Genomic DNA, 23,594 nt, shown 5'->3' on the forward strand with positions numbered 1-23,594 from the left:
ATAAAAATGTCTAGTTTATGATGGTTTTACCATCATGGACTGGATATGAAATATGGATGCTGATCACTATGTCTGACAAAGAAATTCAACGCCTTGCTGTTCTACAAGACGTTCGAGATCACCGTATTACTCAAGTCCGTGCTGCTGAAATCCTTAATCTTTCAACCCGTCAAATTACCCGGTTATTACACAAGCTCAATCAAGATGGTGTTTCAGGTATGGCTCATGCTAGTCGTGGTCAACCTGGTCATCGTCGCCATGATGACTTGTTAAAATCAAAGTGCCTCTCCATTATTTCTGAACATCTGTTGGGATTTGGGCCGACCTTGGCTCATGAGAAACTCAGCAGTATGTTTGCTCTAGATATTCCTGTAGAAACGCTACGTCGCTGGATGACAGCCAATGAGCTTTGGATCCCGAGATCTAAGCGCCTTAAACGCCCATACCAGCCACGCTATAATCGTGATTGCTTCGGTGAGCTGATCCAGATCGATGGCTCATATCATGATTGGTTTGATTTCGCCCTTGTTTGCCTTTTGATGGCGTATACCATTGCGTAGCAGGATCAAACCAAAGGGCAATATTTCCGCGACTCATGAGTGCTCGGTTATATGCGGGCCAATTGGTTGTGCGGTAGATTTTGTGTGTAGGCTTCTTCATTTGAAAATTATATCGCTGAAAAAGCCTTTACAGATAGGTTTGTGCAACAAAGCCCAATAGAACTCTAAATTTTAAAGATACTGTTCTAAAAAGTATGCAAAAAATAGGAGGAATGTACCTGAAATACCTGACATAATAACCAAATAATGTAAATGAAAGAATAAGGGATAATTTTTCAACATTTCTTTTAGTTGTGAATCAGCTATTTTGTGATATCTATCATTCCCATAAAAAGCTTTAAATGAGGTATTAAATTTTATATTTGATATTTCTCTCCAGTAAGCACTGGGAAACATACTCAAATAAAAGAAATCAAATGGTTCCATTAGTCTTTTAAATTTTCTCTCATCCTTATATATAATTTTACAAATTCCTTTTAGATAAATATTGGTATAGATATAAAGACTTATGAAGAAGATCCACAATAAAATAAAGAATAAAAGCCCGACCATTCCGATGAATGTTGTAGGTTCAGTTTTATATAACTTAATAATAAATTCTATCATTTATTTTCCATAACTTTTTCAACTAAATCGTATGATTTACCAGCATAGTGACCTGCAATCTCAGATGTACCTTTAGCGGCAATAGCAGCTCCAGCAGCAACAATACCAATAACAATTAATCCTGTTCCACCTGTCGCAAGACAATTAAATAACTAGCTTTTTTAGAAGAAACCTCGGTTTTCGATAGAACTCTAATTTTTTTTAAAATACTGATCCACAGAGTAGCCAAGAAACAAAAAGATCAAACTTAAAATTCCAGATAGCATAAATAGATAATGAAGATAAAAAAACATTGGGTAATTTTTCAAAAACTCTTTTAACTGATAATCACCTATTTTTTGATATATATTATTCCCATAGAAAGCTTTAAATGAGGTATTAAACTTTATATTTAATATCTCTTTCCAATATGCACTAGGCAAAACACTTAAATAAAAAAAATCAAATGGCTCCATTAATCTTGCAAACCGTTTCTCATCCTTATACACAATTTTGCAAATTTCTTTTAGATAAATATTAATATAGATATAAAGGCTTATTATAACCACCCATGCCACTACAATAAATAAAATACCAACTAAAATAATAAATAAACCAGGTCTATCTTTAGACATAGATAATAGAATTTCCAACATTATTTATTCCTAATTTCGTCAATATAGTCATAGGCTTCACCTACGCCATATCCTGCAATTTCACTAGCACCCTTTGTAGCCATTGCTCCTGAAGCAGCCACAATACCTATTACAATCAACCCAGTTCCACCTGTGGCGAGTCCAATCACAATAGCACTCACTACTGCTCCAGCAACCAAACCAGTACCGACTTTGGCAGTCTCAACAATCGTTGTTCTTGCTTTGTCTTCTGGCGCGGCTTCATATACATTTACACCAGAACTCACAACATCCGTAGTAATAGACACATAGCCTGCTATTTTAAGAAAAAACCGAGACATTAACTCGGTTTTAGTTTTTGATAGAGTTTCAAATCTTTTTAAAAATAATGTGCATGAATGTATGCATAAAGCATAAATAAAGTACCTAAAATACCTGACACAATGATCAAATAATGTAGATAAAAAAATACGGGATAATTTTTCAACATTTCTTTTAATTGGGAATCACCTATTTTTTGATATACATTATTCCCATAGTAAGCTTTAAATGAAGTATTAAACTTTATATTTGATATTTCTCTCCAATAGGCACTGGGCAACATACTCAAATGAAAGAAATCAAAGGGCTCCATCAATCTTGTAAATCGTTTCTCATTCTTATATAAAATTTTGCAAATTCCTTTTAGATAAATATTGCTATAAATATAAAGGCTTATGAAGAAGACCCACAACAGAATAAAGAATAAGAAACCAAAAGCAAAGAGTGCAAATATATGATCTGAAACCAATAAGTTGATAATTTTATTCATTTATACTTTCCACTTTATCATACATATATCCCGCACCAACGCCAGCAATTTCTGATGCACCTTTCGTAGCAAGTGCAGCCGATACTGCTACAATTCCAATAACAATTAATCCTGTGCCACCTGTAGCCAAACCGACAATTAATGCTGCTGTAAATGTGCCAGCAACAATTCCAGTTCCTAGCTTTGCTGTCTCAACCACTGTTGTTCTTGCTTTATCTTCAGGTGCAGCTTCATACACTTTTATGCTTGAACTCACGACATACGTAGCGATAAACACATAGTCATAAAACTTAATAAAAAGCCGAGATGTAATTATCGATCTCGGCTTTTAACACAATTATTTAACCTAGTTCAAAATAATATGACGCCAACATTAGTGACATAAATAAAATTCCAGAAAACAGAATCACATATTGTAAAATAAAAAAAACTGGGAAGCTTGTTAGTAAGCTCTTTAACTGCTCTTGATTCATTTTTAGGAAGAAATCTTTTCTATAAAGACTTTTAAACTTTATCCCTTTCTTTAAATGCAACAGCTCCCTCCAAAAAGTAGTAGGTATAAAGCTAATGTATATAAAATCAAAAGGCTCTAATGGTGCTTTGTACTTTCTTTCATTACCAAAAGCAATCCTGCAAATCCCTCCCAAATTTAAACAAACATATACATACATAACAAAGTATAGTAAAAACATCGCTATAAGGAAAAAGAATGCTAGTGCCCCCATAGGCATTTTTTGAAATACTAAAATAAGTTTATCCATTGTTATTTATCAGCCACAATGTCATACAATCCACCAGCAACATCCCCACTAATATCACCAAAAGCTTTAGATGCTCCAGCTCCCGTTAACGCTACAATCCCAATGACTATAAGTCCAGTTCCACCAGTTGCAAGACCAACAACAATAGCACTTACCACTAATCCAGCACCAATGCCTGCGGTAACTTTAGCAGTCTCAACAACCGTTGTTCTTGCTTTATCCTCAGGTGCAGCTTCATACACTTTTACGCTTGAACTCACAACATCCGCACCAATAGACACATAACCAGCTATTTTTAATTGTGTCGCAAACTTACCGATTTTACCCATTTCTTTGGCGTATTCTTTGAGTCCGCCTTTAAAGTTATTGTCTCTAACCAATGCCGATTGCTTCAACATACGGCGTATATTGGTAGTTTTAATCGACTGATCCCAACGCAAGAATTTCTTAGTTCCTTCGTTATCTAACTCCCTATACAAGTTTGCATACTTCTTTGGTAGCTGATTACAATATCAATATGCTTTTGTCTTCTACAAAGCGTGGTGTAATCTGGAGCTATCCAATTTAATCCGCAAAGTTTAATCAGACTTTGCACAAAGCCTTTGACCATTCGCAAAGACAATTTAAATAAAGATTTGATCATTAATCAGCATTGAATAGCAGTATCGGAGTAAGTTTGATTTCGTCCATGTTTGCCTTGTGATTGTGCATACCACTAGGTCTTTGGATCGAACCAAATAGTAATATTCCCACGATTAATGAGGGCTCTGTTATATGCGGGCCAATTGGTTGTGCGGTAGATTTTGTGTGTAGGCTTCTGCATTTGAAAATTATATTGCTGAAGAAGCCCTCAAGAACAGCTTTGTGCAACAAAGCCTATCAATACTCATAATTAAATAGCTTTGCTAAATAAAACTATGGATTAAAAATATCATTTAAAATTTAATTGATCCATTCTTGAGGAACTTGAGGGATTTTAGATGTTCTCACACAAAGCCTTCTAATTAAGAATTGAGGAATACCAAAAATCAAAAGATTTAAATTAAAGTCTGAAGGTAATTTCACTTGATCTGTGAAATAATCTCGCTCTGAAAATCTTAGTAGTTTAAGTCTAAACCAAGTTTCTCTTGCTATCTCTTTACGGTCAATGACATTCGGGGCATAGTAATGAATATTATTTTTTAATTTTTCTAAGTCTTCACCCGCCATATAGCGTCTAAAAAACTCCCAATGACCTTCAACCAAACTTAAGCTACGAAATCTAAATGGAAAGACGACCACTTGTTGAATGATCTCATTTTGATCAATCAGTGAAGCATTCACAGCGTATTCATGATTTTCATTAATATTTATAGAAAAATGATAATCACTCCATGGAGCTGAAATCCATTTTTTTTGGTAAGGCTCAAAATAGTGTAATTCTTGCTTTTTACGGTTAAAAATTAACGGGTAATGTGTATAGCCAAATAATTCGCGACCGAATGAAATATTAAATATTTTTATTAAAAGATAAGTACTTCCAATCAGGGCAAAAGTCCCTATTATAAGAGCAAAAGATATTTCATTTTTAAAAAGTGCATAAAATAGAAAAAAAAGTAAAGAAGAACTGATTATTAATAATATGATGGAGAACCATATAGAAAAAATTGATGGCAATCCTCTAATTTCGTCCCAAGCATCAGTACAAACTAGGTAATCATCATTAACTTGCTGGATATTAAAATATGGAATCAACTTGTTTTTTAATTTTTCTTTAGGATCTAAATTAAAATTAATCAATCCTCGTTCATTAATATAAGTTAATATCTTTGGTCTTTCATGATTAATTTTTAACCCTAGTATTAAATTCTGATTCTCATAACCATAGTTACCGCTCATAATCTTCCTTTTATTTCTTAAGATCTACTATTCTTCAATTAGAACTACTAACTTCTTCAACGGCCATTATATAATTTTTTTCAAGTTGATCTAAAGAAAATCCTGCATCAGATACCCCCCAAGCACTTTGTTCAAGCCATTGTATAAGCTGTTGCCTACGATTATAGTCAGCATAATAATCAATTCCAAAACCAACTATAATTAAAGCAACTCCCCATCCAGTCGCTCCTAACCCAGTAAACGAGCTGACATAAACGTTGTACCTTTACGTAAAAGATAAGTTGAAGCTATTAGCGAGATTCCAAATGCTCCATCAAAAATCTTGCTAGTTTTATTATTTCGATTAAAAGAAATCCAAGCATTTTTAAATTCTAAAGCAGCAAAAATGGTAGCACCACCATATAAACCAAAGCGAGCGATTCTCGTGGTCCAACCTTTTTAAATATCTTAATTTTGCTGATTCACCAACCTGCAATACTTTCATTTGAAGCTGACGGTTTAACACATCCGCAACCTTGCCAAATGTTGCCGCAATTACACCAATAAAATTAGTCCCCGTTTGTAAATTCACTTCTGTAACCATGCCTTACGTAGTGCTAAACCATCTAGATGGCCAAACACTACAAATGGGAGAGCGCTTAACCGTACGGCATAGTCATGCTCACCCAGTACAACCAATAGATTTTCCTGAAAGATTTAAAGGGGTAATTAATCCAAACTTTGACAACTCTGTCCGCTGTGTAGTAAACCAAACTAAAAAAATTATGTAGTCTCACCGGCTTTGTTGCACAAACCTATCTGTAAAGGCTTTTTCAGCGATATAATTTTCAAATGAAGAAGCCTACACACAAAATCTATCGCACAACCAATTGGCCCGCATATAACCGAGCACTCATGAGTCGCGGAAATATTGCCATTTGGTTTGATCCTGCTACGCAATGGTATGCTCCATCAAAAGGCAAACAAGGGCGAAATCAAACCTACTCCGACGCAGCTATCCAATGCTGCTTAATGATTAAATCCTTATTCCGTCTATCTTTACGTATGGTCACTGGCTTTGTGCAAAGTCTGATTAAACTTTGTGGATTAAATTGGACCGCACCAGATTACTGTACGCTTTGCAGAAGACAAAAACATATTGATATTGCGATTAATTATCAAAAAAAGCAGTGGTGGGCTTAACTTGCTGGTAGACTCTACCGGTCTAAATTTTTTAGGTGAAGGTGAATGGAAAAGGAAGAAACATGGACCTGAATATCGTCGCCAATGGCGTAAACTTCATATTGGTATAGATGCTGAAACCCTTCAAATACGCGCCATTCAACTCACTACAACTAATGTGAGTGATTCACAAGTGCTTGGTGATTTACTCGATCAGATTCCACAAGATGAGCAGATTGACTCTGTTTATACCGATGGCGCTTATGACACCAAACAATGTCGTCAGGTCATTGCAGATCGGCAAGCGCATGCGGTGATTCCACCTAGAAAAAATGCGAAACCATGGAAAGATACAAAGATCAGCTCGCTAGCGCGAAATGAATTACTTCGAACAGTTAATCTTGCGAAGCAGTGCTTCTCAAAAAAAGCAGGAACACCATATAAAGTATTTCCAACAGATCCAAGTAAATATACGAAAGAAGATCCTAAAAAATTAATTAAAGAGTATTTTCCTGCAATGAATGATTTGGATTATATAAAATGGTAACTAAACATGCTTTATTGATATTATGTTTTTTTGCACTAATGGGTTGTCATGAAAAAGATAATCCTGCTGAGAACCATCAGAAGATAAATATTATTCCTAAAATTGAGAAACTTGTTGTGACAAATGATGAATATGATAAAGAATATTTTGGATCTCTAAGAGATTGGATATCAGAAAATGATTTTTTGAAAATATCTGAGTATGTTATAAAAAAAGCAAAAGAAAATAATTTTCAGGATATTGATCCTGTTTTAGGAAAAAAAGAAAAAATGTATAGCAAGGATTTTAGCGATCCTTATATGTCTTATCATTATATTAATATTCCTAATTTACCTCAAACGGAAGTTTATTTGAAATATAAAAAAGATAATAATAAATTAACTTATATTTCTTTATCCTCTGGTGGACCAGTAAGCTTTATTTTGAAAAATTCAGATATAAATGTATTAAATGAATTAAAATTAAAACTATTGAAAAAAGAAAAGCTTAGTTCCTCAAATCAACTAGCGGAATATCAACTGAGTGACGGAACTTTAAAGTATCAGGTAGTAGCAAAAAATACCCTAGATGATACAAGCTTACCTAAAGAATTCTATAGCTTTGATATATATAGAATAGTTGAAAATAAATTTTTGAGACTGTTCTAAATTTTGTGTAAATGCTTAATTTTAATTTATCATTAAAAGAATAATTACAAAAGGTACTTCACATAGAAAACAATATAAAGTCATTCGTAATTAAGTTGATTATTTTCAGTGGTTCTAAAGATTTCCTAAAATTAACATAATACGCGTTATACGAAAGGCCCTATTTACAGGCCTTTTAATCATCTGATTAACATAAAATCTCTTATGCGAAATCAAAAATGGGGGCCTTATAGCTCCATTTTTATTGATTTTTGCTTGATAGAGTATGAGCAATAAAAATTCCTATAGCAGCAGCTACGCTATACGTAATATAAAATTGAGTTTGAAAAAGAGCTTCTCTTGTTATTATCCAGATAATAAAAATTATTAAACTCGTAGAGATTATTGCAAGGCTAAAATTTTTATAAGGAGCTAATTTATATGATAAAAAACCATATCCTAATAAGCCAAAAATATTTAAGTAGTCTTTCCCATCTAGCAAATATACATCCATTACAACATTGACGATTAAAAACAATAAAGGAAAAAAAAGAAATTTAAACATGAATATAAAAACCTATATTTTTAAGATAGTTACAATTGGCAATTGTAGTTTAAATGAATGACATGCATTTTATAATTATCATTATTTCTTTATTTGAATTTGAGTATAGTTCTGGATTTTGTACTTCACCATCATATTTGGTTAAATATTCTCTAAAATTAACATAATACACACTATACAAAGCTCTATAAATAACATTAACCTAATGATTTAAAATAGTTTTTCAATAAAAAAGCCCGACATCCTGTCGGGCTTTTTCGTATTGGTTCGCTTGGCATAACTCCTGTCGTGCCGCCGATCCTTGTGCAATTATTTATTTTTATTCTGCGGAACGTCCTGTTCTCTTATGACTTCATGATATTGAATACAAGGGGTTATGAATATCCGCAAAATCCCTAAATTCATGTGCGCTCAGGCGTACAAAATTGGTGGATTTTTATCCCAAGAGTTGTCCGCAGAAATTGGGGATTATTTCTAAACTGTGACCCTTGAGAAATCAGGAAAAAACGCAAAAAAGAATATTTTTTGATCAATTTTATTGGCTAAAAGTATCAAAATTGCTTAAAAAGAAACCGACTTGTTTCCAAGTCGGTTTTTTGTTGTTTTTCAGGGGGATGAAAATTTTTTAACTATATGAAAAACAAGGATATTTTAAAAAGCATTTCGTATAACCTCTATTATGTTAAATTAAGTATACTTGAATATTAGCGTTAGTGTATCAAGCATTAAAATTTAGCGCCTACATTCAAAGGCGCTTTTTTATTAAAACTTAATTTTTTTTCACTATAGAGGCTTTCATTAAATTTGAAGCGTACCGGGTTTGTCGGAGACATTTTTATTTAAGTTAGGCCACCTGACCTAACGGGTTAATCTTATCATAGTACATTGCTTCAAACTCAAAAGGAGGTACATAACCCAATGCGCTGTGTACACGCTTTTTGTTAAACCAATCTACCCAATTTAATGTCGCAAGTTGTACATCCGCTAAACCTTGCCAGTCTGCTTTTAAATATTCAATCACCTCTGTTTTGTATAACCCATTCACTGTTTCAGCCAAAGCGTTATCGTATGAATCACCATTTGTACCGACTGACGCTCGTAAATTTGCTGCTTCTAGACGATTGGTATAGCGACTGGAAAGATATTGCACACTTCTATCGGAATGATGAATCACATTCTTTGGCATCCCTCGATCATGCAATGCTTGCTCAAGTGCATCGAGCACCATATCTGTATTCATCCGTGTAGATACTTTCCATCCAACAATTGCTCGTGAGAACACATCAATAATAAAGGCGGTATAGACCCAGCCCGAATGAGTTTGAATATACGTAAAGTCACTCACCTGAGATACCGTCTTGGTAGTCAATCAGGTTTTGAGATTATTCGACCAATAAATAATCTCTTTGATAGGCAGTCAGATGTTTTAAAACGCCATAACACCTTGTATACCTAGCTTCTGTATCAATCGAGCAACTGTACAACGTGCGATAACATAACCTTCACGTTTCAATTGTTGCCAGACCTTAAGCACACCATATCGGCCTGAACTTTCTTTCCAAATTCGTTTAATTTGTTCAGCATGATGCTCATCATGTAGATCTCGTTTCGCTCGATGTTCTGGATTGTCAGCGAGATCTAAAGTTCGTTAATAGGTTGAAGCTGAGATCGGTAAAATCCTACAAATCGCATCAACACCGTATAACACTTTATTATTATGGATGAAATCCATCATTATTTGTGTGGGCGGTCGAGCTCCGCCTGGGCGAAAGCACGCTTTAATTCTTTAATTTCACGTTCCATTTGCTTCATTTTTTCTTGATCAGATATCTGTTGTACTTTAATAGGATTTTGCTGATCTAAATGCTTTTGATGCCAGGCACGAAGTGTTTCAGGAGTACAACCAATCTAACGGATGGCTCTAGTCCTCCTATTTTTCAAGTCAATTTCTTATCCGCGATTCGAGTTATATAGAAACTTTTTAGATGAATATTCAATCTTCTAATATTTTATTAGCAATTTTCAAATGTGATTCTGTACCTTTTAGATAAACTTACTCGTGTATATGAATTTTATCGTATAAAAATGGGAGCAAAGCTCCCATTTGACTTCTAGCTACTTTTCTAAATTTTGGCTAAATAAAATTTTTCTCTTTAGCACCTTCTGAATCTAAATAGTTCTCTAAAGAATCATCGAGAGCTTCTAACCAAGGCGTATGATGTGGTCTTGCCATTTTTCCAGTCATAACTGAACGATACGTTTTATCTCTAAATTCCATAATATTTTCTTTCTTGTGCTTTTTCCACTGCATGAAAATATTATGCACCCCATCAACGTCAAAATTAGGGTAATCTGTTTCACTAATTAAATATTTCACATATTCACCTTGGAAACGTGCTTTCTTTTCATCTGTACTTAGAGCTTTCTCTTCTAAATGCTTCTTCTCAGTATGATGTTGCATTTCCATGATATTTGGCAAAGAAATTTTACCTAATATGATATCTCTAACATACCAAGCTTGGGCATCAAACATATTGAAGGTATACCATTGATCTTGCATACCTAGATAAAATAAACGGGGATTTTTTTCCCATACCACACCTTGGTAAAGATCTAGTGGATATAAACAATTGTGTGTTCTTAAACGCAATTTATCTTCGATAAATGGGAAATGATGAAGATAACCAGTACACAAAATAATCGCATCAACTTTTGCCGAAGTACCATCTCCAAAATAAGCTTTACGTTCATCTACACGTATTAGCTGTTTTTTCTCAGACCAATTTTTCGGCCATCTAAAATCCATCGGTTTGTTACGATAACAACTATAGATTTGCTTCGCGCCATATTTGTAGCATTGTGAACCGATGTCTTCAGCCGAATAGCTACTGCCCACAAGCAGTACCGTTTTATCTGCAAATTCACGGGCATCACGAAAATCATGGGCATGTAAAATACGACCATGAAAACGATCAAAGCCTTTATATACGGGTACTTTTGGTGTCGAAAAGTGCCCTGAGGCTACAATCACATAGTCAAACTCTTCCACATAGTGTCTTTGGTTCTTGTAATCTTCTACTTCAACAGTAAATTTCTTTTTATGTTCATCGTAGCAGACATGCTGCACCGCGGTATTGAATCTGACCAAATGTTTGATCTTGGCTTTTTCCGCACGACCCTTAATATAATCCCACAACACTTCTCTTGGTGGGTAAGAGGCGATGGGCTTTTTAAAATGTTCGTCAAACGTATAATCCGCAAACTCTAATGCTTCTTTTGGCCCATTAGACCACAAGTAACGGTACATACTACTATGAACGGGCTCTCCATTTTCATCTACACCTGTACGCCAAGTATAGTTCCATTGCCCACCCCAATCACTTTGTTTTTCAAAACATATAATTTCGGGAATTTCTAGACCTTTGGCCTTTGCTGATTGGAATGCTCTTAATTGTGCCATGCCACTAGGACCTGAACCAATAATTGCTATTCTAGTCATCGCTATCTCCATTAGTTTTAATAGCTTCGCCTATCTCCAATTTTGATTTTATTTAGGATCGTAAGAATAGTTTATGTACAAACCTAAATTTATAGATTAAGGATAATCCACTCAAAATAGGATGCGAAGTAAAAAAAAATATTGTAGGCTACATTTATATTGGATATATAACATACAGAAAAGAATAAAAACTATATCATAAAAACTCATATAAAAATATAATATAAATAATAATATTAAATATAACAATTTAACTTCTAAATTTTTTTAATTTAATTTTGAATAACCTGAAGATCAGTGTAAAAAATCCTTACAATATAAAGCTTTAATGCAGAAGATTATCAAACAACGTTTCATATCCTAGAATTTTAATCGTATATTTAACATAAAATCTCTTATGCGAAATTAAAATTGTAACTCCAAAAGGCTTTGTTGCATAAATATGTAAGCATCTGATTTAAATAAATTTAATTTTGGATCAAAAAATAATCAAAACTTTTAAAATCATATAGTTATGAAATCTTTGTGCAACAAAGCCTTCCTAAAGTAAACTGAGCTTCTGAAAGTTCTTTTTTTGACGACTCCTCAAAATATTTTAATGCTTGTACATCATCCTGCTTTACGTACTTACCTTCTTTATACATAACTCCGAGGTTATACAAACCTATTTCATCATTTTTCTTCGCTGCTTTTTCAAACCAATAAAATGCTTTTTCATAATTTTGATTCACCCCTACCCCATCATAATACATACGAGCAACTTCAGTTTGAGCTTTTGAATGGCCTAGCTCAGCTGACTGCATCAGTAATGAAAAAGCTTTTTTATAATTTTTTTCCTTACCATTAAGACCTAGGTAGTAATCACCAGCTTCAACATACAACTGCTCTGAACTTTTATTATCTACATGTGTACCTTTTTGAAAATTACTTTCTTTAGTACAAGCGGCAAAAAATAGACACATTATTGTACAAAATAATATCAATCCAATTTCTTTCATACTCTTAACCTAACCTTTAATCTGCACCAGATGGGTGATTTTCTAATCCAGGATCTTTTTCAGTAGCAGTCCGATTCAGCAGTCGCCTTAAGTTCTTTATAAAAAGCCCGGGTGGGCTTTTTTATTTATCCATCATTTTAAACATCGTAAATTCAAAATTATCTTTTGCGCTGACTTCCTCTGGGCGCTCTAAATCCATTTTGTTTTTTCGTACTACATCTTCATGCCAAACGGGCAATGGTTTGATATGCAATAAAATTCTTCGTGCAACAAAGTTACACACATCAAATGGATAAGCAAATAAAGCTGGAACCCAATTATAATGATAAATGATTCGAAATGATTTCCATGTATCTCTCCAACTTTCTTTTGCACCCACGACCTTTTGACAATAGGTTAGTTGGGTAAACGGATCGATGGTACCGTACATAGGATGCGGTTTGGGGTAAAGCTCCTCTGGTCCTTTCATCATAAAATGACAAATAAAAGTCCATAAACCTTGAGTACGAAATATTCCAATCATTGGAAAGCCAATCACAAAGGTATGTTTTAGGATGCCGTCTTCGATGATATGTGCCCGAAGCTCTCGTAATGGAATGCCAGACAACCCAAAACTACTGCCCATAATATAAACTACATCTGTCCATTTCTTTTCTATATATTCTTGATCATTAATATAGAAAAAAACTTTACCTGTTTTTCTATTAAAAAGAACAGGCTTACAAATAGGTTGTTTATGATCATATTTAAAGTAAGGACGTAGAAATGCAACACAAGGAAGTCCTATTACAAAAAGTACAGCTATAAGGAAAAAAAAAGCCTCTCCTACACTAGAATTATCAAGAAAAGAAAGAATACCAATGTAGTAAAATAAAAATAAAAATAAAAATAATGGAAACATTGGAATTAATAAACTTATTCCTTTTCCTAACCTTGCATAAGATTGATCAATCAATTCAATATAGTCATCATTCAATCTGATAAATGACCAATTATGATTACGTTTATATTTGGTCGTATCGTCAGGTTTGAGTAAAACATCACCTTCTTCCAACTTGGAAAAGGGAATGTTCTGTTCAAAAATATCATAACCAAAGATATGTTTTTTAATTTTCAATATCTGGATCTTTTATATACACTTTTCTTGACTTCGCATCGTAATGAAAATGCCTATTGATGTCAGCATTAACGATATAAGGATCATCCTTATCAATCGTACAATCGTTTAAAATTGATTCTGGCCACATTGGCACTTTGCAATCCCACATAGCATACACTCTTCCCCACTTCCAGAATACAGACTCTAAGATAAGGAAACGTAAATAGTAAAAGAACTTCGAACCAAAACTATTAATATCCACACGGTAATAACTAAATTCACGAGATTCTTTTTTTCCGACAATGTCATTACAAAATGTGACTTTAGAAAAAATCTTATATTCATCATTTTCTAGTGATTTTATATCTTTGGGATAAAGCTTTTCTGGCCCCTCTGCCATATAGATACAAATCATCCCCCAGAAAGACTCTAACAATTCTATTGAAGGTACAGGTGGACCAATCGCTACAGTATGTTCAATGAGTTGAGATTCTTTATTTAATATAAAACCCCAAATTTCATAATCACCTTGGAATGAATTTGGTTGAACAATACAAAATTTCATATCTTGCCAATTTCCAGATTGAAATTTTCCCTGCATATCTAAAAAATAAACACGTTGATTTTTACGATTAAAGCGAATAGGGAAATGTGTAAAGTTATTATTATCAGGTTTGTAGTTAAAAAATAAAGGATATATAACAAAAAAAATGGAACCACCGAGAAAAGCTGAAAAATAATAAATAATATTAAATCTTTCAACTGATATTTGATATATTAAAATCAAAATCATAGAAATGAGAAAGAAAAAAAGAAAATAAAGATTTTGTGCATTGAAATGCCCTTTATGTGTATAAAATTTATTTTCGACATCTAAAAAAGTACTGTTCATTTGAGTAATTGCAAACAAATGATTACAGTGTTCAGCATCAATCCTAGGACTTTGTTGTAAATTTTTTTCAGGGTTTAATTTATTTATTAGGATATTTTTTCGATATTTAGGCCATTGACCTACTGATGTTGGCATAACTCATCAACTCTTATGAAAACACTTTAGAAAAATCTTTTTGTTGCTGTGCATAGGATGTATATGGAACGCCTTTTAACCCTTCTTTATTACCAACGAAAGATAATCGAAGCCACTGCTGAAGGCTACTTTCTTTAATTTTAGCATTCCAATATAAACCACCGCGAGCAATTCTCGTGGCCCAACCTTTTAAATATCTTAATTTTGCTGATTCACCAACCTGCAATACTTTCATTTGAAGCTGACGGTCTAACACATCCGCAACGTTGCCAAATGTTGCCGCAATTACACCTATAAAATTAGTTCCCGTTTGTAAATTCACTCCTGTAACCATGCCTTACGTAGTGCTAAACCATCTAGATGGCCAAACACTACAAATGGGAGAGCGCTTAACCGTACGGCATAGTCATGCTCACCCAGTACAACCAATAGATTTTCCTGAAAGATTTAAAGGGGTAATTAATCCAAACTTTGACAACTCTGTCCGCTGAGTAGTAAACCACACTAAAAAAATTATGTAGTCTCACCCAATACAGCTATATCATGCTTGATGGAGTTGTATTTCCTGATTTTCAAATAATGCACACGTTAAATGACATTCATTCATTCCCGAGTCGAGACACAGGTTTTAAATATATTAATAATGGCATTTTACATGTTACAAAATACTTGATCTTTACGTCCAAACCACTCATGCTAATTGTCATATCAAACAAACAAGCAGTTCGAGTTGTCCAGTGTAATCCCCTTATAGATCAATATCCCCTTGGTTTCGAGTTAAGTCGAGTTTGAGATAATGCTTGCATGACCTTGATGTAAACTTAAGCTGTTAGACCTATTCAGAGTGGCTCAATAAATAACAAAAACTCTCTTTTTGAGATATTAAATTTTCTTTATTCTTTGGCAATATTTTAACAACTCTATAATTTTTAAGAATATGATCAATCAAAACCTAGCCATTATTTTACTATCAACCTTTGCTTTAAGTGCTTGTGCAAAAACCACCAACGAGACTCAAGCTCCTTCTACTCATCAAAAAAATGTTTCTCCCGAATTACAAGCACAAATTCAAAAATTGCTAGAAAAAACCAAGAAGAATATGATTTTTGTGGAAGGTGGTACTTTTATGATGGGAGATTTTGATCATTACGACAGCAAGATTGATAGCAAACCTGTTCACAAAGTAACTCTAGATAGCTTTAGCATGTCTGCTTATAAAGCCACCTATGCAGATTTAGACATATACAGTGCTGCAACCAATACACCCAAAGTGGTCTCAACTGAATCCTTATCTTCAAAAGCAAGATATCCTAACTCGTCTGCTGGTGTCTCTTGGCAAGAGGGACGAAATTATTGCCAGTGGTTAGGTATACAGCTAAAACTTGACATAGACCTCCCGACCGAAGCCCAATGGGAATATGCTGCTCGTAATAGAGGTCAAAAAATTCATTTTCCAACCAATACAGGAAAAATTGAGAATGGTGTAAATGTATGGAGTTTTGAGCAACGTATACAGTTACGTAAAAAATATAAAGCACCTAAGTCACTTATCTCTGAAGTAGGACAATACCCACCTTCAGCTCTAGGTTTTTACGACTTAATGACTGACAACTATGAATGGATGCTCGACTGGTATGCAGCAGATTATTATCAATACTCCCCAGAAAAAAATCCGCAAGGCCCTAAAGCAGGAACCAAGAAAGTTCTACGTAGCGCTAAACCTCTAGATGGCCAAACACTACAAATGGGAGAGGGTCTAACCGTACGACGTAGTCATGCTCACCCTAATCAGCCCCTCGATTTTGACGAAGAATTTAAAGGGGTAATCAATCCAAATTTTGAAAATTCTGTACGCTGTGTAGTAAACCAAACTAAAAAAATTATGTAGCCTCACCCAATACAACTCTATCAAGTTTGATAGAGTTGTATTTCCTGATCTTCAAATGGCGCTAGAATATCTAAATTTGACGCTAAAATTGCTTCATTTCCTACGTAGCCGTCCATATAATCCAATTGCTTGAATTGAATATCATCTTGATTTTTTTCAATTAAATGATTCAAAGGATAGCCTTGTATCGGTTTTGCCTGCTTACGGTATTTCAGGAAATCTTTTAACCATTGGTTCTCTCGACCACCTGCATAGTCTTGCCGCGAATTGAGCGCAATAATAATATCTTCAGCAATACTGACATATTCACCATAGTTTAAAAAGCGAATAATCTCCCCTTCAATCTTTCTCATCGCTTCTGGTGTGTGCTTATCTCCATCAGGGCTAACATGTTGAAGCACATTCATCCATTCCCCGAGTCAAGACACATGTTTTAAATATATTAATAATGGCATTTTACATGTTACAAAATACTTGATCTTTACGTCCAAACCACTCATGCTAATTGTCATATCAAACAAACAAGCAGATCGAGTTGTCCAGTGTAATCCCCCTATAGATCAATATCCCCTTGGTTTCGAGTTAAGTCGAGTTTGAGATAATGCTTGCATGACCTTATTTTACTATCTACTTTTGCTTTAAATGCTTGTGCAAAAAGTGCGAATGAGCCACAAACTCCTTCAATGGCAAGTATGAAACAGGTCGTAATGTCTGGAGTGATGAGCAAAGAGATCAAGTCAGTAAAAGTTTAAATTTTAGTGCTACTGTTCCTTTGCTAGGTCATTTCCCACCAACACCTTTGGGGTTCTACGATATGGCAACCGATAACTATGAATGGATGTCCGATTGGTTTGATCCACAGTATTATAAAAACTCACCTGAACTCAATCCACAGGGTCCTAAGTCGGGTAAATTAAAATCCGTAAGGAGTACACGTCAAGAAGGAGCAGCACAAAGTTTAGCTACGGGAGGCAGTGTTACTACGATTTATAGGGATGGAATGGAACCAAATCCTCAATCAACTAGCCCCAATATAAATCAAAATAATAGTACATCTGTGCGCTGCGCTTCCAATTCAACGAAACCTTTTTAAAGCAATAAATTTAAATTTTCCAACATCGGATGGCTTATGCCATCCGAGTTTTATCAACATCTTTGTGACTATACATAGCCACATCCAAATCCTCAATTGGTTTTGGTGCTTGTACTAAAAAACGGCTTTGTTGCACAAAGATTTGAAATGCAAAGCGCCCCTAATGGAGCCAAATTTAAGGCGTAACTTGGGTAAGTGGTCGACCTAATTCCGTAAATCTGTTAAGGACTGCTACACGTGCATGGATCTCATTCACTTGGCTATCAAAACTCCTTGCACAGAGTTTATCTCCTAATAATTTGATGCAATGCATCTTAGTTTCAACCAAACTTCGCCGATGATAGCCTGACCATTTTTTCCATAGTGTCCTGCCTAAACGTTTAATTGCTCGAAGTAATTCATTTCGCTCTAGCGAGCTACTCTTTGTATCTTTCCATGGTTTCGCATTTTTTCTAGGTGGAATCACCGCATGCCCTTGCCGATCTGCAATGACCTGGCGGCATTGCTTGGTGTCATAAGCTCCATCAGTATAAACAGAGTCAATTCGTTCATCTAAGTGAATTTGAGAAATTAAATCACCGAGCACTTGCGAATCATTCACATTGTTTGTAGTGAGTTATGTTGCACATATTTGCAGGGTTTCAGCATCGATACCAATATGCAGCTTACGCCATTGGCGACGATATTCAGGTCCATGTTTCTTGCGTTTCCATTCGCCCTCACCTATAAACTTCATGCCTGTAGAGTCTATGAGTAGTGCAGCCCATCGCTACTTTTTTGGTAGCTGATTACAATATCAATATGCTTTTGTCTTTTACAAAGCGTGGTGTAATCTGGAGCTATCCAATTTAATCCGCAATAATCAGACTTTGCACAAAGCCAGTGACCATACGTAAAGACAGACGGAATAAGGATTTAATCATTAAGCAGCATTGGATGGCTGCGTCGGAGTAGGTTTGATTTCGCCCTTGTTTGCCTTTTGATGGCGCATACCATTGCGTAGCAGGATCAAACCAAATGGCAATATTTCCGCGACTCATGAGCGCTCGGTTATATGCGGGCCAATTGGTTGTACGGTAGATTTTGTGTGCAGGCTTCTTCATTTGAAAATTATATCGCTGAAAAACCCTTTACAGATAGGTTTGTGCAACAAAGCCTTTACGCCTATACAATAGGTTTCAGAACCTATTCCAGCTCCTTTATAAGTCCAACCATCTTTTCTCAATAATTCAATAATTCAATAATTCAACAATTTTAGAGGTCTTATCTGACTTTAATGGCAATTCCAAATAAGCTAATTGAGCCTCCGCACGGTTTAACGAATTAACAATTTTTACATCATTACCTACTACTTGTTTCATTTTAATCAAGAACATATATTTGTCAGCATCTTCTTTATGAGTTCGTTTATAACAACCAACTTGCAATATAAAAAAAAAGCAGAACTAGCACTGAAAATATTTTTTTCATTAGGAATTTATTCACACATATCTATTCCCCATTTATCATACATGTAAGACACACCATTCATATTATAGCCCGTTATATTTAATTCTCTTCCTTTATAGTCATAAACATTATTTGATATAGGAACAACAATATTCATTTTATTATGTAAGCCTAAACAGTAAGTATCTATGCCTTGACCATGTCCTTTTAGTACCCAACCATCCTTTTTTAACTGACTAACTACTTCATCTATCTGATTAGTATTTTTTGGTAAATCAAAAGAAGAAATTTGAACTTCTACTTTACTCAATGAGTTCACAATTTTAAGATTATCACCTAATAAAGCTTTCATTTTTACTTCAAATGGATACTTATCTGAAGGCTGCTCATATATTCTATTAGAACAACCTATTTGAATTAATAAGGAAGAAATTAATATAATTTTCAAAAAATCATTCACACAAATCATCCCCCCACTTATAGTAACGATACAAAACCGTATTAACATTATAGTTAGTTATTTTTAACTCCCCACCTTTATAATCTTTAATTTCTCCAAAAATTGGATTAACTATATTAATTTTATTATTTAGACCTAAACAATATGTATCAACTCCTTGTCCCTTCCCCTTTAATACCCATCCATCTTTCTCTAAATACTTGACTATTTTATCTAATTTTCTAGAGTCTTTAGTAAATTCAAAATAAGAAACTTGTGCTTCATATTTATTTATAGAATCTATAATTTCAAGATTATTCCCTAATAATACTTTCATTTTTTCTTCAAATGGATATTTATTAGAAGGTTGCTCATGTACTCCATTAGAACAACCTATTGGTATTAACAAAGAAAATGAAGATATTAATTTTAATAAATTTCTCATATAAATCATTTACATATATCCAAACCCGATTTATTATAACTATAAGAGACTATATCTTTATTATAATCAGTCATATATAAATCACCGCCTTTAAATGTAGTCACAGTTTTAGAAGTAGGGCTAACAATATTTATACTATTATTTACGCCTATACAATAGGTTTCAGAACCTATTCCAGCTCCTTTATAAGTCCAACCATCTTTTTTTAATAATTCAACAATTTTAGAGGTCTTATCTGACTTTAATGGCAATTCCAAATAAGCTAATTGAGCCTCCGCACGGTTTAACGAATTAACAATTTTTACATCATTACCTACTACTTGTTTCATTTTAATCAAGAACATATATTTGTCAGCATCTTCTTTATGAGTTCGTTTATAACAACCTACTTGCAATATTAAAAAAAGCAGAACTAGCACTGAAAATATTTTTTTCATTAGGAATTTATTCACACATATCATCTCCCCATTTATCATAGGAATATAAAACAGCATTCACAGAGTAATCTATTCGTTTTAATTTCCCACCTTTAAAATCATAAAGTCCACCAGAAGTTGGTATAACAACATTAATTCTATTATTTCTCCCTAAGCAATAAGTATCAACGCCCCGCCCTTTTCCTTTCAATATCCATCCATCTGTTTTTAACAGACTAATTACTTTGTCTATTTGATTAGTTTCTTGGGGTAAATCAAAAGAAGAAATTTGAACTTCTGCTTTACTCAATGAGTTCACAATTTTAAGATTATCACCTAATAAAGCTTTCATTTTTACTTCAAATGGATACTTATCTGAAGGTTGTTCATATATTTGATTAGAACAACCCATTTATATTAATGAAAAAAATATAAATATAATTTTCCAAAAATCATTCACACAAATCCTCACCCCATTTATTATAACTATAAGATATAGCATCAGAATTATAATAAGTTATATTTAGTTTACCCCCTTGATAGTCATAAACACCAATTGCAGTAGGACTAACAATATTAATACTATTATTAGCTCCTAAACAGTATGTATCTACCCCTTGTCCATGCCCCTTTAATACCCAACCATCTTTTTCCAATTGATTAATTACTTTTTTCAATTTATTAGGATCTTTTTCAAATCTAAAAGAAGAAATTTGAACTTCTGCTTTACTTAATGAGTTCACAATTTCAATATTATCGCCTAATAAAGCTTTCATTTTTACTTCAAATGGATACTTATCTGAAGGTTGTTCATATATTTGATTAGAACAACCCATTTGTATTAATGAAAAAAATATAAATATAAATTTCCACAAATCATTCACACATATCATCTCCCCATTTATCATTGGAATATAAAACAGCATTCACAGAGTAATCTGTTCGTTTTAATTTTCCACCTTTAAAATCATAAAGTCCACCAGAAGTTGGTATAACAACATTAATTCTATTATTTCTCCCTAAGCAATAAGTATCAACGCCCTGCCCTTTTCCTTTCAATACCCATCCATCTTTTTCTAATAAACTTACTATACTTTCAATTTTGTTATTATTCTTAGGTAATTCAAAATATGAAATTTGTACCTCAGCCTTTTTCAATGAATTTATAATTTCTATTTGATTACCGAGTAATTCTTTCATTTTATTTTCAAATGGATATTTATCTGAAGGTGGTTCATAAACACTACTACTACATCCGACTAATAGTAAAATAGTAACAATTCCAAAACTCAATTTATTTAATTTCATATTTAGTCCTTAATCGTTCCCGTAATAGTTCTGCCTTGCGCCTCAACACCATATCCAAAATTAAAATCTGCACCAGGTGTACCTATACCAACCTCGAAACCTTTCATAGTCTTTGAGGTAAAATATGCTTTTATCTTATCACTTACAGAACCAGAGTCTGTATCAATAGGGAGTACAACACCCACTCGCACTCCCCAAATCCCTCCACTAGCACTTCCAGCTAATCCACTTAAGAATCTATCAGTACTATTAACATCTGTATCATCAACAGGTTTATTAAAAATATAACCCGCCATACAACTTGCTGAAAATTTACCTTTTAACTTGGAAAGATCAGAAGCACCTAATTTTCGGCTACCATCAATTATCGAAATCGCGTTACGACCAATTGCTTTCGCTCCTTTTGCATCTGGCGTCGAAGCAGCGCCTACTTGAAAGACTTTACCATTATGTAAGTTCGTGATTTCTGCATACGCCAAAGGCCCCACGCCACCCGAACAATAAACATAGTCAAACAAAGGAGCAGCTTGAAGCCTACACGTTTCACCTGTTTTTAACCAACAGTCATAATTGCGATAGGCTTCATACTCTAAATTGGATGCAGCTTGCGGACTTAAACCTATGAATTGTCCACCATAAGTCGGATATAGACCAAGTGCATCCACCCATAAAGTAGGGTTCAATACGTAGGCATGATGGTTTAAACCTGCATATAAATCGATTGGGTCTTTAGTTATATATCTCGCACTATGTGGTTCATAATAACGATAGCGGTTATAGTGCAATCCTGTTTCCTGATCATAATATTGCCCTTGAAAACGTAAATTATTTTGTTCAAATGGATTATCTTGATTTACTGCTTTAATTTCTAATGCCGTTCCCCATGTGTCTTGCTTAATTTCCCATATACATTCACCTAACTCATTTGTTAAAGTCTGCGGTGTTCCAATTTGGTCACAGTGATAAAAGGAATCAGCTAAAGTTTAGCTCTATTTTTACAAGTAACTGTAGATCAAATTTATGTCTTTTGTGCAGTTAATCGGTTCCTTTATGCTTTTAAAACCGTCACACCAAGCGTTTATGTTATTAGTATTATTTTTTAGTGAACCAAGTAAAAAACATAAAAAATAGCCCTCCTATTATTCCTATACCAATGCAAGTAATGAAATATAATATTATCAAATATGTTTCCATAACTTTATCATTAATAACATCAATCAACATCCCCAAGAGGAAAGCTGATATACCTAAAACTATTCCCTTTATAAAACCTACTAGATAAGGATAATTTTCAGATTCATAATTGGATATAAAAAATGATAAAATTACTTCAACTAGAATTGTTAACATTTTATTTATCCTGCTTCTTATCATCAGAGGTGCTACTATTAATTGCTCTAGATGATGTTTGTTGTAATGCAAATTGATTTGCCCAAATTACTAATCCACCAGTATTTTTCCAGCAATGGCTGTAGGCACACCCGTTGTACCAACAAATGGAACTTTAGCTGTTTGTGCCATCGCCTCCCCCCAAGCTCCAAAAGCAGCTCCCGTACCTACGGCAACTAAAGATCTAGATCCATCCCATTGTAAACATTTACATTTATACATATCTTTTGCTTGTAAACTACTATCCACCAGTACACTACCACCAGTTGTTTTTACCACAGCCTGTCCCACTGGCGTTGCCGATATATTTTTCGCATTTTGTAAAACCGCTTTCGATAAACTCGGTATACTTTTTATTCCTTCTCGACCTACTTTTAAAACCACTGGTGCTGCCTCTTTTCCACCTACAATAGCA

General features: G+C 34.0%; 26 protein-coding genes, 8 pseudogenes and 1 other annotated feature. Of the genes and pseudogenes, 5 read left to right on the forward strand and 29 right to left on the reverse strand.

From position 1 onward, the window contains the following. Positions 1-56 precede the first annotated feature (56 nt). Positions 57-548 (forward strand): annotated as a pseudogene (locus tag G0029_RS16645) (helix-turn-helix domain-containing protein); the annotation flags it as partial. Here the strand turns inward: G0029_RS16645 and G0029_RS16650 are convergent. The 10 genes and pseudogenes from G0029_RS16650 to G0029_RS16690 all read right to left on the reverse strand — a co-directional run. Then, positions 502-660: pseudogene (locus G0029_RS16650) on the reverse strand (IS5/IS1182 family transposase); the annotation flags it as partial. The pseudogenes G0029_RS16645 and G0029_RS16650 sit on opposite strands and share 47 nt — an antisense overlap. Positions 661-1,357: 697 nt before the next feature. Next, positions 1,358-1,801, reverse strand: a complete 444-nt coding sequence (locus G0029_RS16655; RefSeq protein WP_180109932.1) for a hypothetical protein — start codon at positions 1,799-1,801, stop codon at positions 1,358-1,360. Then, positions 1,801-2,088, reverse strand: coding sequence for a hypothetical protein (locus G0029_RS16660; RefSeq protein ID WP_227591931.1), 288 nt, complete (start codon positions 2,086-2,088; stop codon positions 1,801-1,803). The genes G0029_RS16655 and G0029_RS16660 overlap by 1 nt, the downstream gene beginning before the upstream one ends. A 71-nt stretch (positions 2,089-2,159) precedes the next feature. Beyond that, on the reverse strand, positions 2,160-2,591 hold the full coding sequence (locus tag G0029_RS16665) for a hypothetical protein (protein ID WP_180109933.1): 432 nt from the start codon (positions 2,589-2,591) through the stop codon (positions 2,160-2,162). Continuing rightward, on the reverse strand, positions 2,584-2,829 hold the full coding sequence (locus tag G0029_RS16670; protein ID WP_227591932.1) for a hypothetical protein: 246 nt from the start codon (positions 2,827-2,829) through the stop codon (positions 2,584-2,586). Before G0029_RS16670 ends, G0029_RS16665 begins: the two co-directional genes overlap by 8 nt. 103 nt (positions 2,830-2,932) lie before the next feature. Beyond that, a complete protein-coding gene (locus G0029_RS16675; RefSeq protein ID WP_180109934.1) occupies positions 2,933-3,352 on the reverse strand; it encodes a hypothetical protein in 420 nt (139 codons plus the stop codon). Positions 3,353-3,354: 2 nt separating this feature from the next. Then, positions 3,355-3,831 carry a hypothetical protein gene (locus G0029_RS18585; protein WP_413782961.1) on the reverse strand — a complete coding sequence of 159 codons (477 nt, stop codon included), beginning with the start codon at positions 3,829-3,831 and terminating at the stop codon, positions 3,355-3,357. An 8-nt stretch (positions 3,832-3,839) separates the two neighbouring features. Then, positions 3,840-4,175: pseudogene (locus G0029_RS16680) on the reverse strand (transposase); the annotation flags it as partial. Between the two features lie 119 nt (positions 4,176-4,294). Next, positions 4,295-5,230: a hypothetical protein gene (locus G0029_RS16685; protein WP_180109935.1), complete on the reverse strand. Its 936-nt coding sequence runs from the start codon at positions 5,228-5,230 to the stop codon at positions 4,295-4,297. A 364-nt stretch (positions 5,231-5,594) separates the two neighbouring features. Next, positions 5,595-5,801 (reverse strand): hypothetical protein, encoded by a 207-nt coding sequence (locus G0029_RS16690; RefSeq protein ID WP_180109936.1) that lies wholly within the window; start codon positions 5,799-5,801, stop codon positions 5,595-5,597. A 260-nt stretch (positions 5,802-6,061) separates the two neighbouring features. Between G0029_RS16690 and G0029_RS16695 the strand changes: the two are divergent. Together G0029_RS16695 and G0029_RS16700 are read left to right on the forward strand one after the other, a co-directional pair. Beyond that, positions 6,062-6,938 (forward strand): annotated as a pseudogene (locus G0029_RS16695) (IS5 family transposase). Next, positions 6,932-7,585: a hypothetical protein gene (locus tag G0029_RS16700; protein ID WP_180109937.1), complete on the forward strand. Its 654-nt coding sequence runs from the start codon at positions 6,932-6,934 to the stop codon at positions 7,583-7,585. The pseudogene G0029_RS16695 and the gene G0029_RS16700 overlap by 7 nt, the downstream one beginning before the upstream one ends. 241 nt (positions 7,586-7,826) lie before the next feature. On the opposite strand, the gene G0029_RS16705 is transcribed toward G0029_RS16700, so the two are convergent. The 7 genes and pseudogenes from G0029_RS16705 to G0029_RS18360 form a co-directional block, all read right to left on the reverse strand. Next, a complete protein-coding gene (locus G0029_RS16705) occupies positions 7,827-8,129 on the reverse strand; it encodes a hypothetical protein (RefSeq protein ID WP_180109938.1) in 303 nt (100 codons plus the stop codon). 844 nt (positions 8,130-8,973) lie between these two features. Further along, positions 8,974-10,037: pseudogene (locus tag G0029_RS16710) on the reverse strand (IS3 family transposase); the annotation flags it as partial. Further along, positions 9,790-9,907: a sequence feature (AL1L pseudoknot), on the reverse strand. (Overlaps the previous pseudogene by 118 nt.) 226 nt (positions 10,038-10,263) lie before the next feature. Beyond that, positions 10,264-11,628, reverse strand: coding sequence for an NAD(P)-binding domain-containing protein (locus tag G0029_RS16715; RefSeq protein ID WP_180036244.1), 1,365 nt, complete (start codon positions 11,626-11,628; stop codon positions 10,264-10,266). Between the two features lie 512 nt (positions 11,629-12,140). After that, the gene (locus G0029_RS16720) at positions 12,141-12,626 is read right to left on the reverse strand and encodes a tetratricopeptide repeat protein (RefSeq protein WP_180109939.1); all 486 of its coding nucleotides are present in this window, start codon (positions 12,624-12,626) and stop codon (positions 12,141-12,143) included. Positions 12,627-12,747: 121 nt separating this feature from the next. Beyond that, positions 12,748-13,752: a hypothetical protein gene (locus G0029_RS16725; RefSeq protein WP_180109981.1), complete on the reverse strand. Its 1,005-nt coding sequence runs from the start codon at positions 13,750-13,752 to the stop codon at positions 12,748-12,750. After that, entirely contained in the window at positions 13,733-14,752 is a 1,020-nt protein-coding gene (locus G0029_RS16730; protein WP_180109940.1) for a DUF6708 domain-containing protein, read from the reverse strand. The genes G0029_RS16725 and G0029_RS16730 overlap by 20 nt, the downstream gene beginning before the upstream one ends. A 13-nt stretch (positions 14,753-14,765) precedes the next feature. After that, on the reverse strand, positions 14,766-15,074 hold the full coding sequence (locus tag G0029_RS18360) for a hypothetical protein (RefSeq protein ID WP_227591933.1): 309 nt from the start codon (positions 15,072-15,074) through the stop codon (positions 14,766-14,768). 615 nt (positions 15,075-15,689) lie between these two features. Here G0029_RS18360 and G0029_RS16740 point away from each other — a divergent pair. Next, entirely contained in the window at positions 15,690-16,640 is a 951-nt protein-coding gene (locus G0029_RS16740) for a formylglycine-generating enzyme family protein (RefSeq protein ID WP_218948105.1), read from the forward strand. 20 nt (positions 16,641-16,660) lie between these two features. Here the strand turns inward: G0029_RS16740 and G0029_RS16745 are convergent, their stop codons facing one another. Continuing rightward, the gene (locus G0029_RS16745) at positions 16,661-17,047 is read right to left on the reverse strand and encodes a hypothetical protein (protein ID WP_180109941.1); all 387 of its coding nucleotides are present in this window, start codon (positions 17,045-17,047) and stop codon (positions 16,661-16,663) included. Between the two features lie 317 nt (positions 17,048-17,364). Here G0029_RS16745 and G0029_RS16750 point away from each other — a divergent pair. Further along, a pseudogene (locus tag G0029_RS16750) lies at positions 17,365-17,733 on the forward strand (SUMF1/EgtB/PvdO family nonheme iron enzyme); the annotation flags it as partial. 175 nt (positions 17,734-17,908) lie between these two features. On the opposite strand, the pseudogene G0029_RS16755 reads toward G0029_RS16750, so the two are convergent. From G0029_RS16755 to G0029_RS16800, 11 genes and pseudogenes are all read right to left on the reverse strand, one after another. Further along, positions 17,909-18,836 (reverse strand): annotated as a pseudogene (locus G0029_RS16755) (IS5 family transposase). 374 nt (positions 18,837-19,210) lie between these two features. Then, a complete protein-coding gene (locus tag G0029_RS16760) occupies positions 19,211-19,651 on the reverse strand; it encodes a hypothetical protein (protein ID WP_180109942.1) in 441 nt (146 codons plus the stop codon). Further along, a complete protein-coding gene (locus tag G0029_RS16765) occupies positions 19,635-20,075 on the reverse strand; it encodes a hypothetical protein (RefSeq protein WP_180109943.1) in 441 nt (146 codons plus the stop codon). The genes G0029_RS16760 and G0029_RS16765 overlap by 17 nt, the downstream gene beginning before the upstream one ends. Further along, positions 20,072-20,518, reverse strand: a complete 447-nt coding sequence (locus tag G0029_RS16770; RefSeq protein WP_001031991.1) for a hypothetical protein — start codon at positions 20,516-20,518, stop codon at positions 20,072-20,074. The genes G0029_RS16765 and G0029_RS16770 overlap by 4 nt, the downstream gene beginning before the upstream one ends. Then, the gene (locus tag G0029_RS16775) at positions 20,511-20,894 is read right to left on the reverse strand and encodes a hypothetical protein (protein ID WP_180109944.1); all 384 of its coding nucleotides are present in this window, start codon (positions 20,892-20,894) and stop codon (positions 20,511-20,513) included. Before G0029_RS16775 ends, G0029_RS16770 begins: the two co-directional genes overlap by 8 nt. Positions 20,895-20,934: 40 nt before the next feature. After that, on the reverse strand, positions 20,935-21,318 hold the full coding sequence (locus G0029_RS16780; protein WP_373685878.1) for a hypothetical protein: 384 nt from the start codon (positions 21,316-21,318) through the stop codon (positions 20,935-20,937). Between the two features lie 40 nt (positions 21,319-21,358). Next, the gene (locus tag G0029_RS16785) at positions 21,359-21,790 is read right to left on the reverse strand and encodes a hypothetical protein (RefSeq protein ID WP_180036255.1); all 432 of its coding nucleotides are present in this window, start codon (positions 21,788-21,790) and stop codon (positions 21,359-21,361) included. Between the two features lie 2 nt (positions 21,791-21,792). Beyond that, entirely contained in the window at positions 21,793-22,689 is an 897-nt protein-coding gene (locus G0029_RS16790) for an RHS repeat-associated core domain-containing protein (RefSeq protein WP_373685879.1), read from the reverse strand. Further along, positions 22,669-22,746 (reverse strand): annotated as a pseudogene (locus G0029_RS18590) (RHS domain-containing protein); the annotation flags it as partial. The pseudogene G0029_RS18590 and the gene G0029_RS16790, both read right to left, overlap by 21 nt. A 136-nt stretch (positions 22,747-22,882) precedes the next feature. Beyond that, the gene (locus G0029_RS16795; RefSeq protein WP_180036256.1) at positions 22,883-23,140 is read right to left on the reverse strand and encodes a hypothetical protein; all 258 of its coding nucleotides are present in this window, start codon (positions 23,138-23,140) and stop codon (positions 22,883-22,885) included. 90 nt (positions 23,141-23,230) lie between these two features. Continuing rightward, positions 23,231-23,563, reverse strand: a complete 333-nt coding sequence (locus tag G0029_RS16800; protein ID WP_180036257.1) for a hypothetical protein — start codon at positions 23,561-23,563, stop codon at positions 23,231-23,233. Positions 23,564-23,594 lie beyond the last annotated feature (31 nt).

Source organism: Acinetobacter sp. YH12138, assembly GCF_015218525.1.
GTDB classification, from domain to species: Bacteria; Pseudomonadota; Gammaproteobacteria; order Pseudomonadales; family Moraxellaceae; genus Acinetobacter; species Acinetobacter amyesii.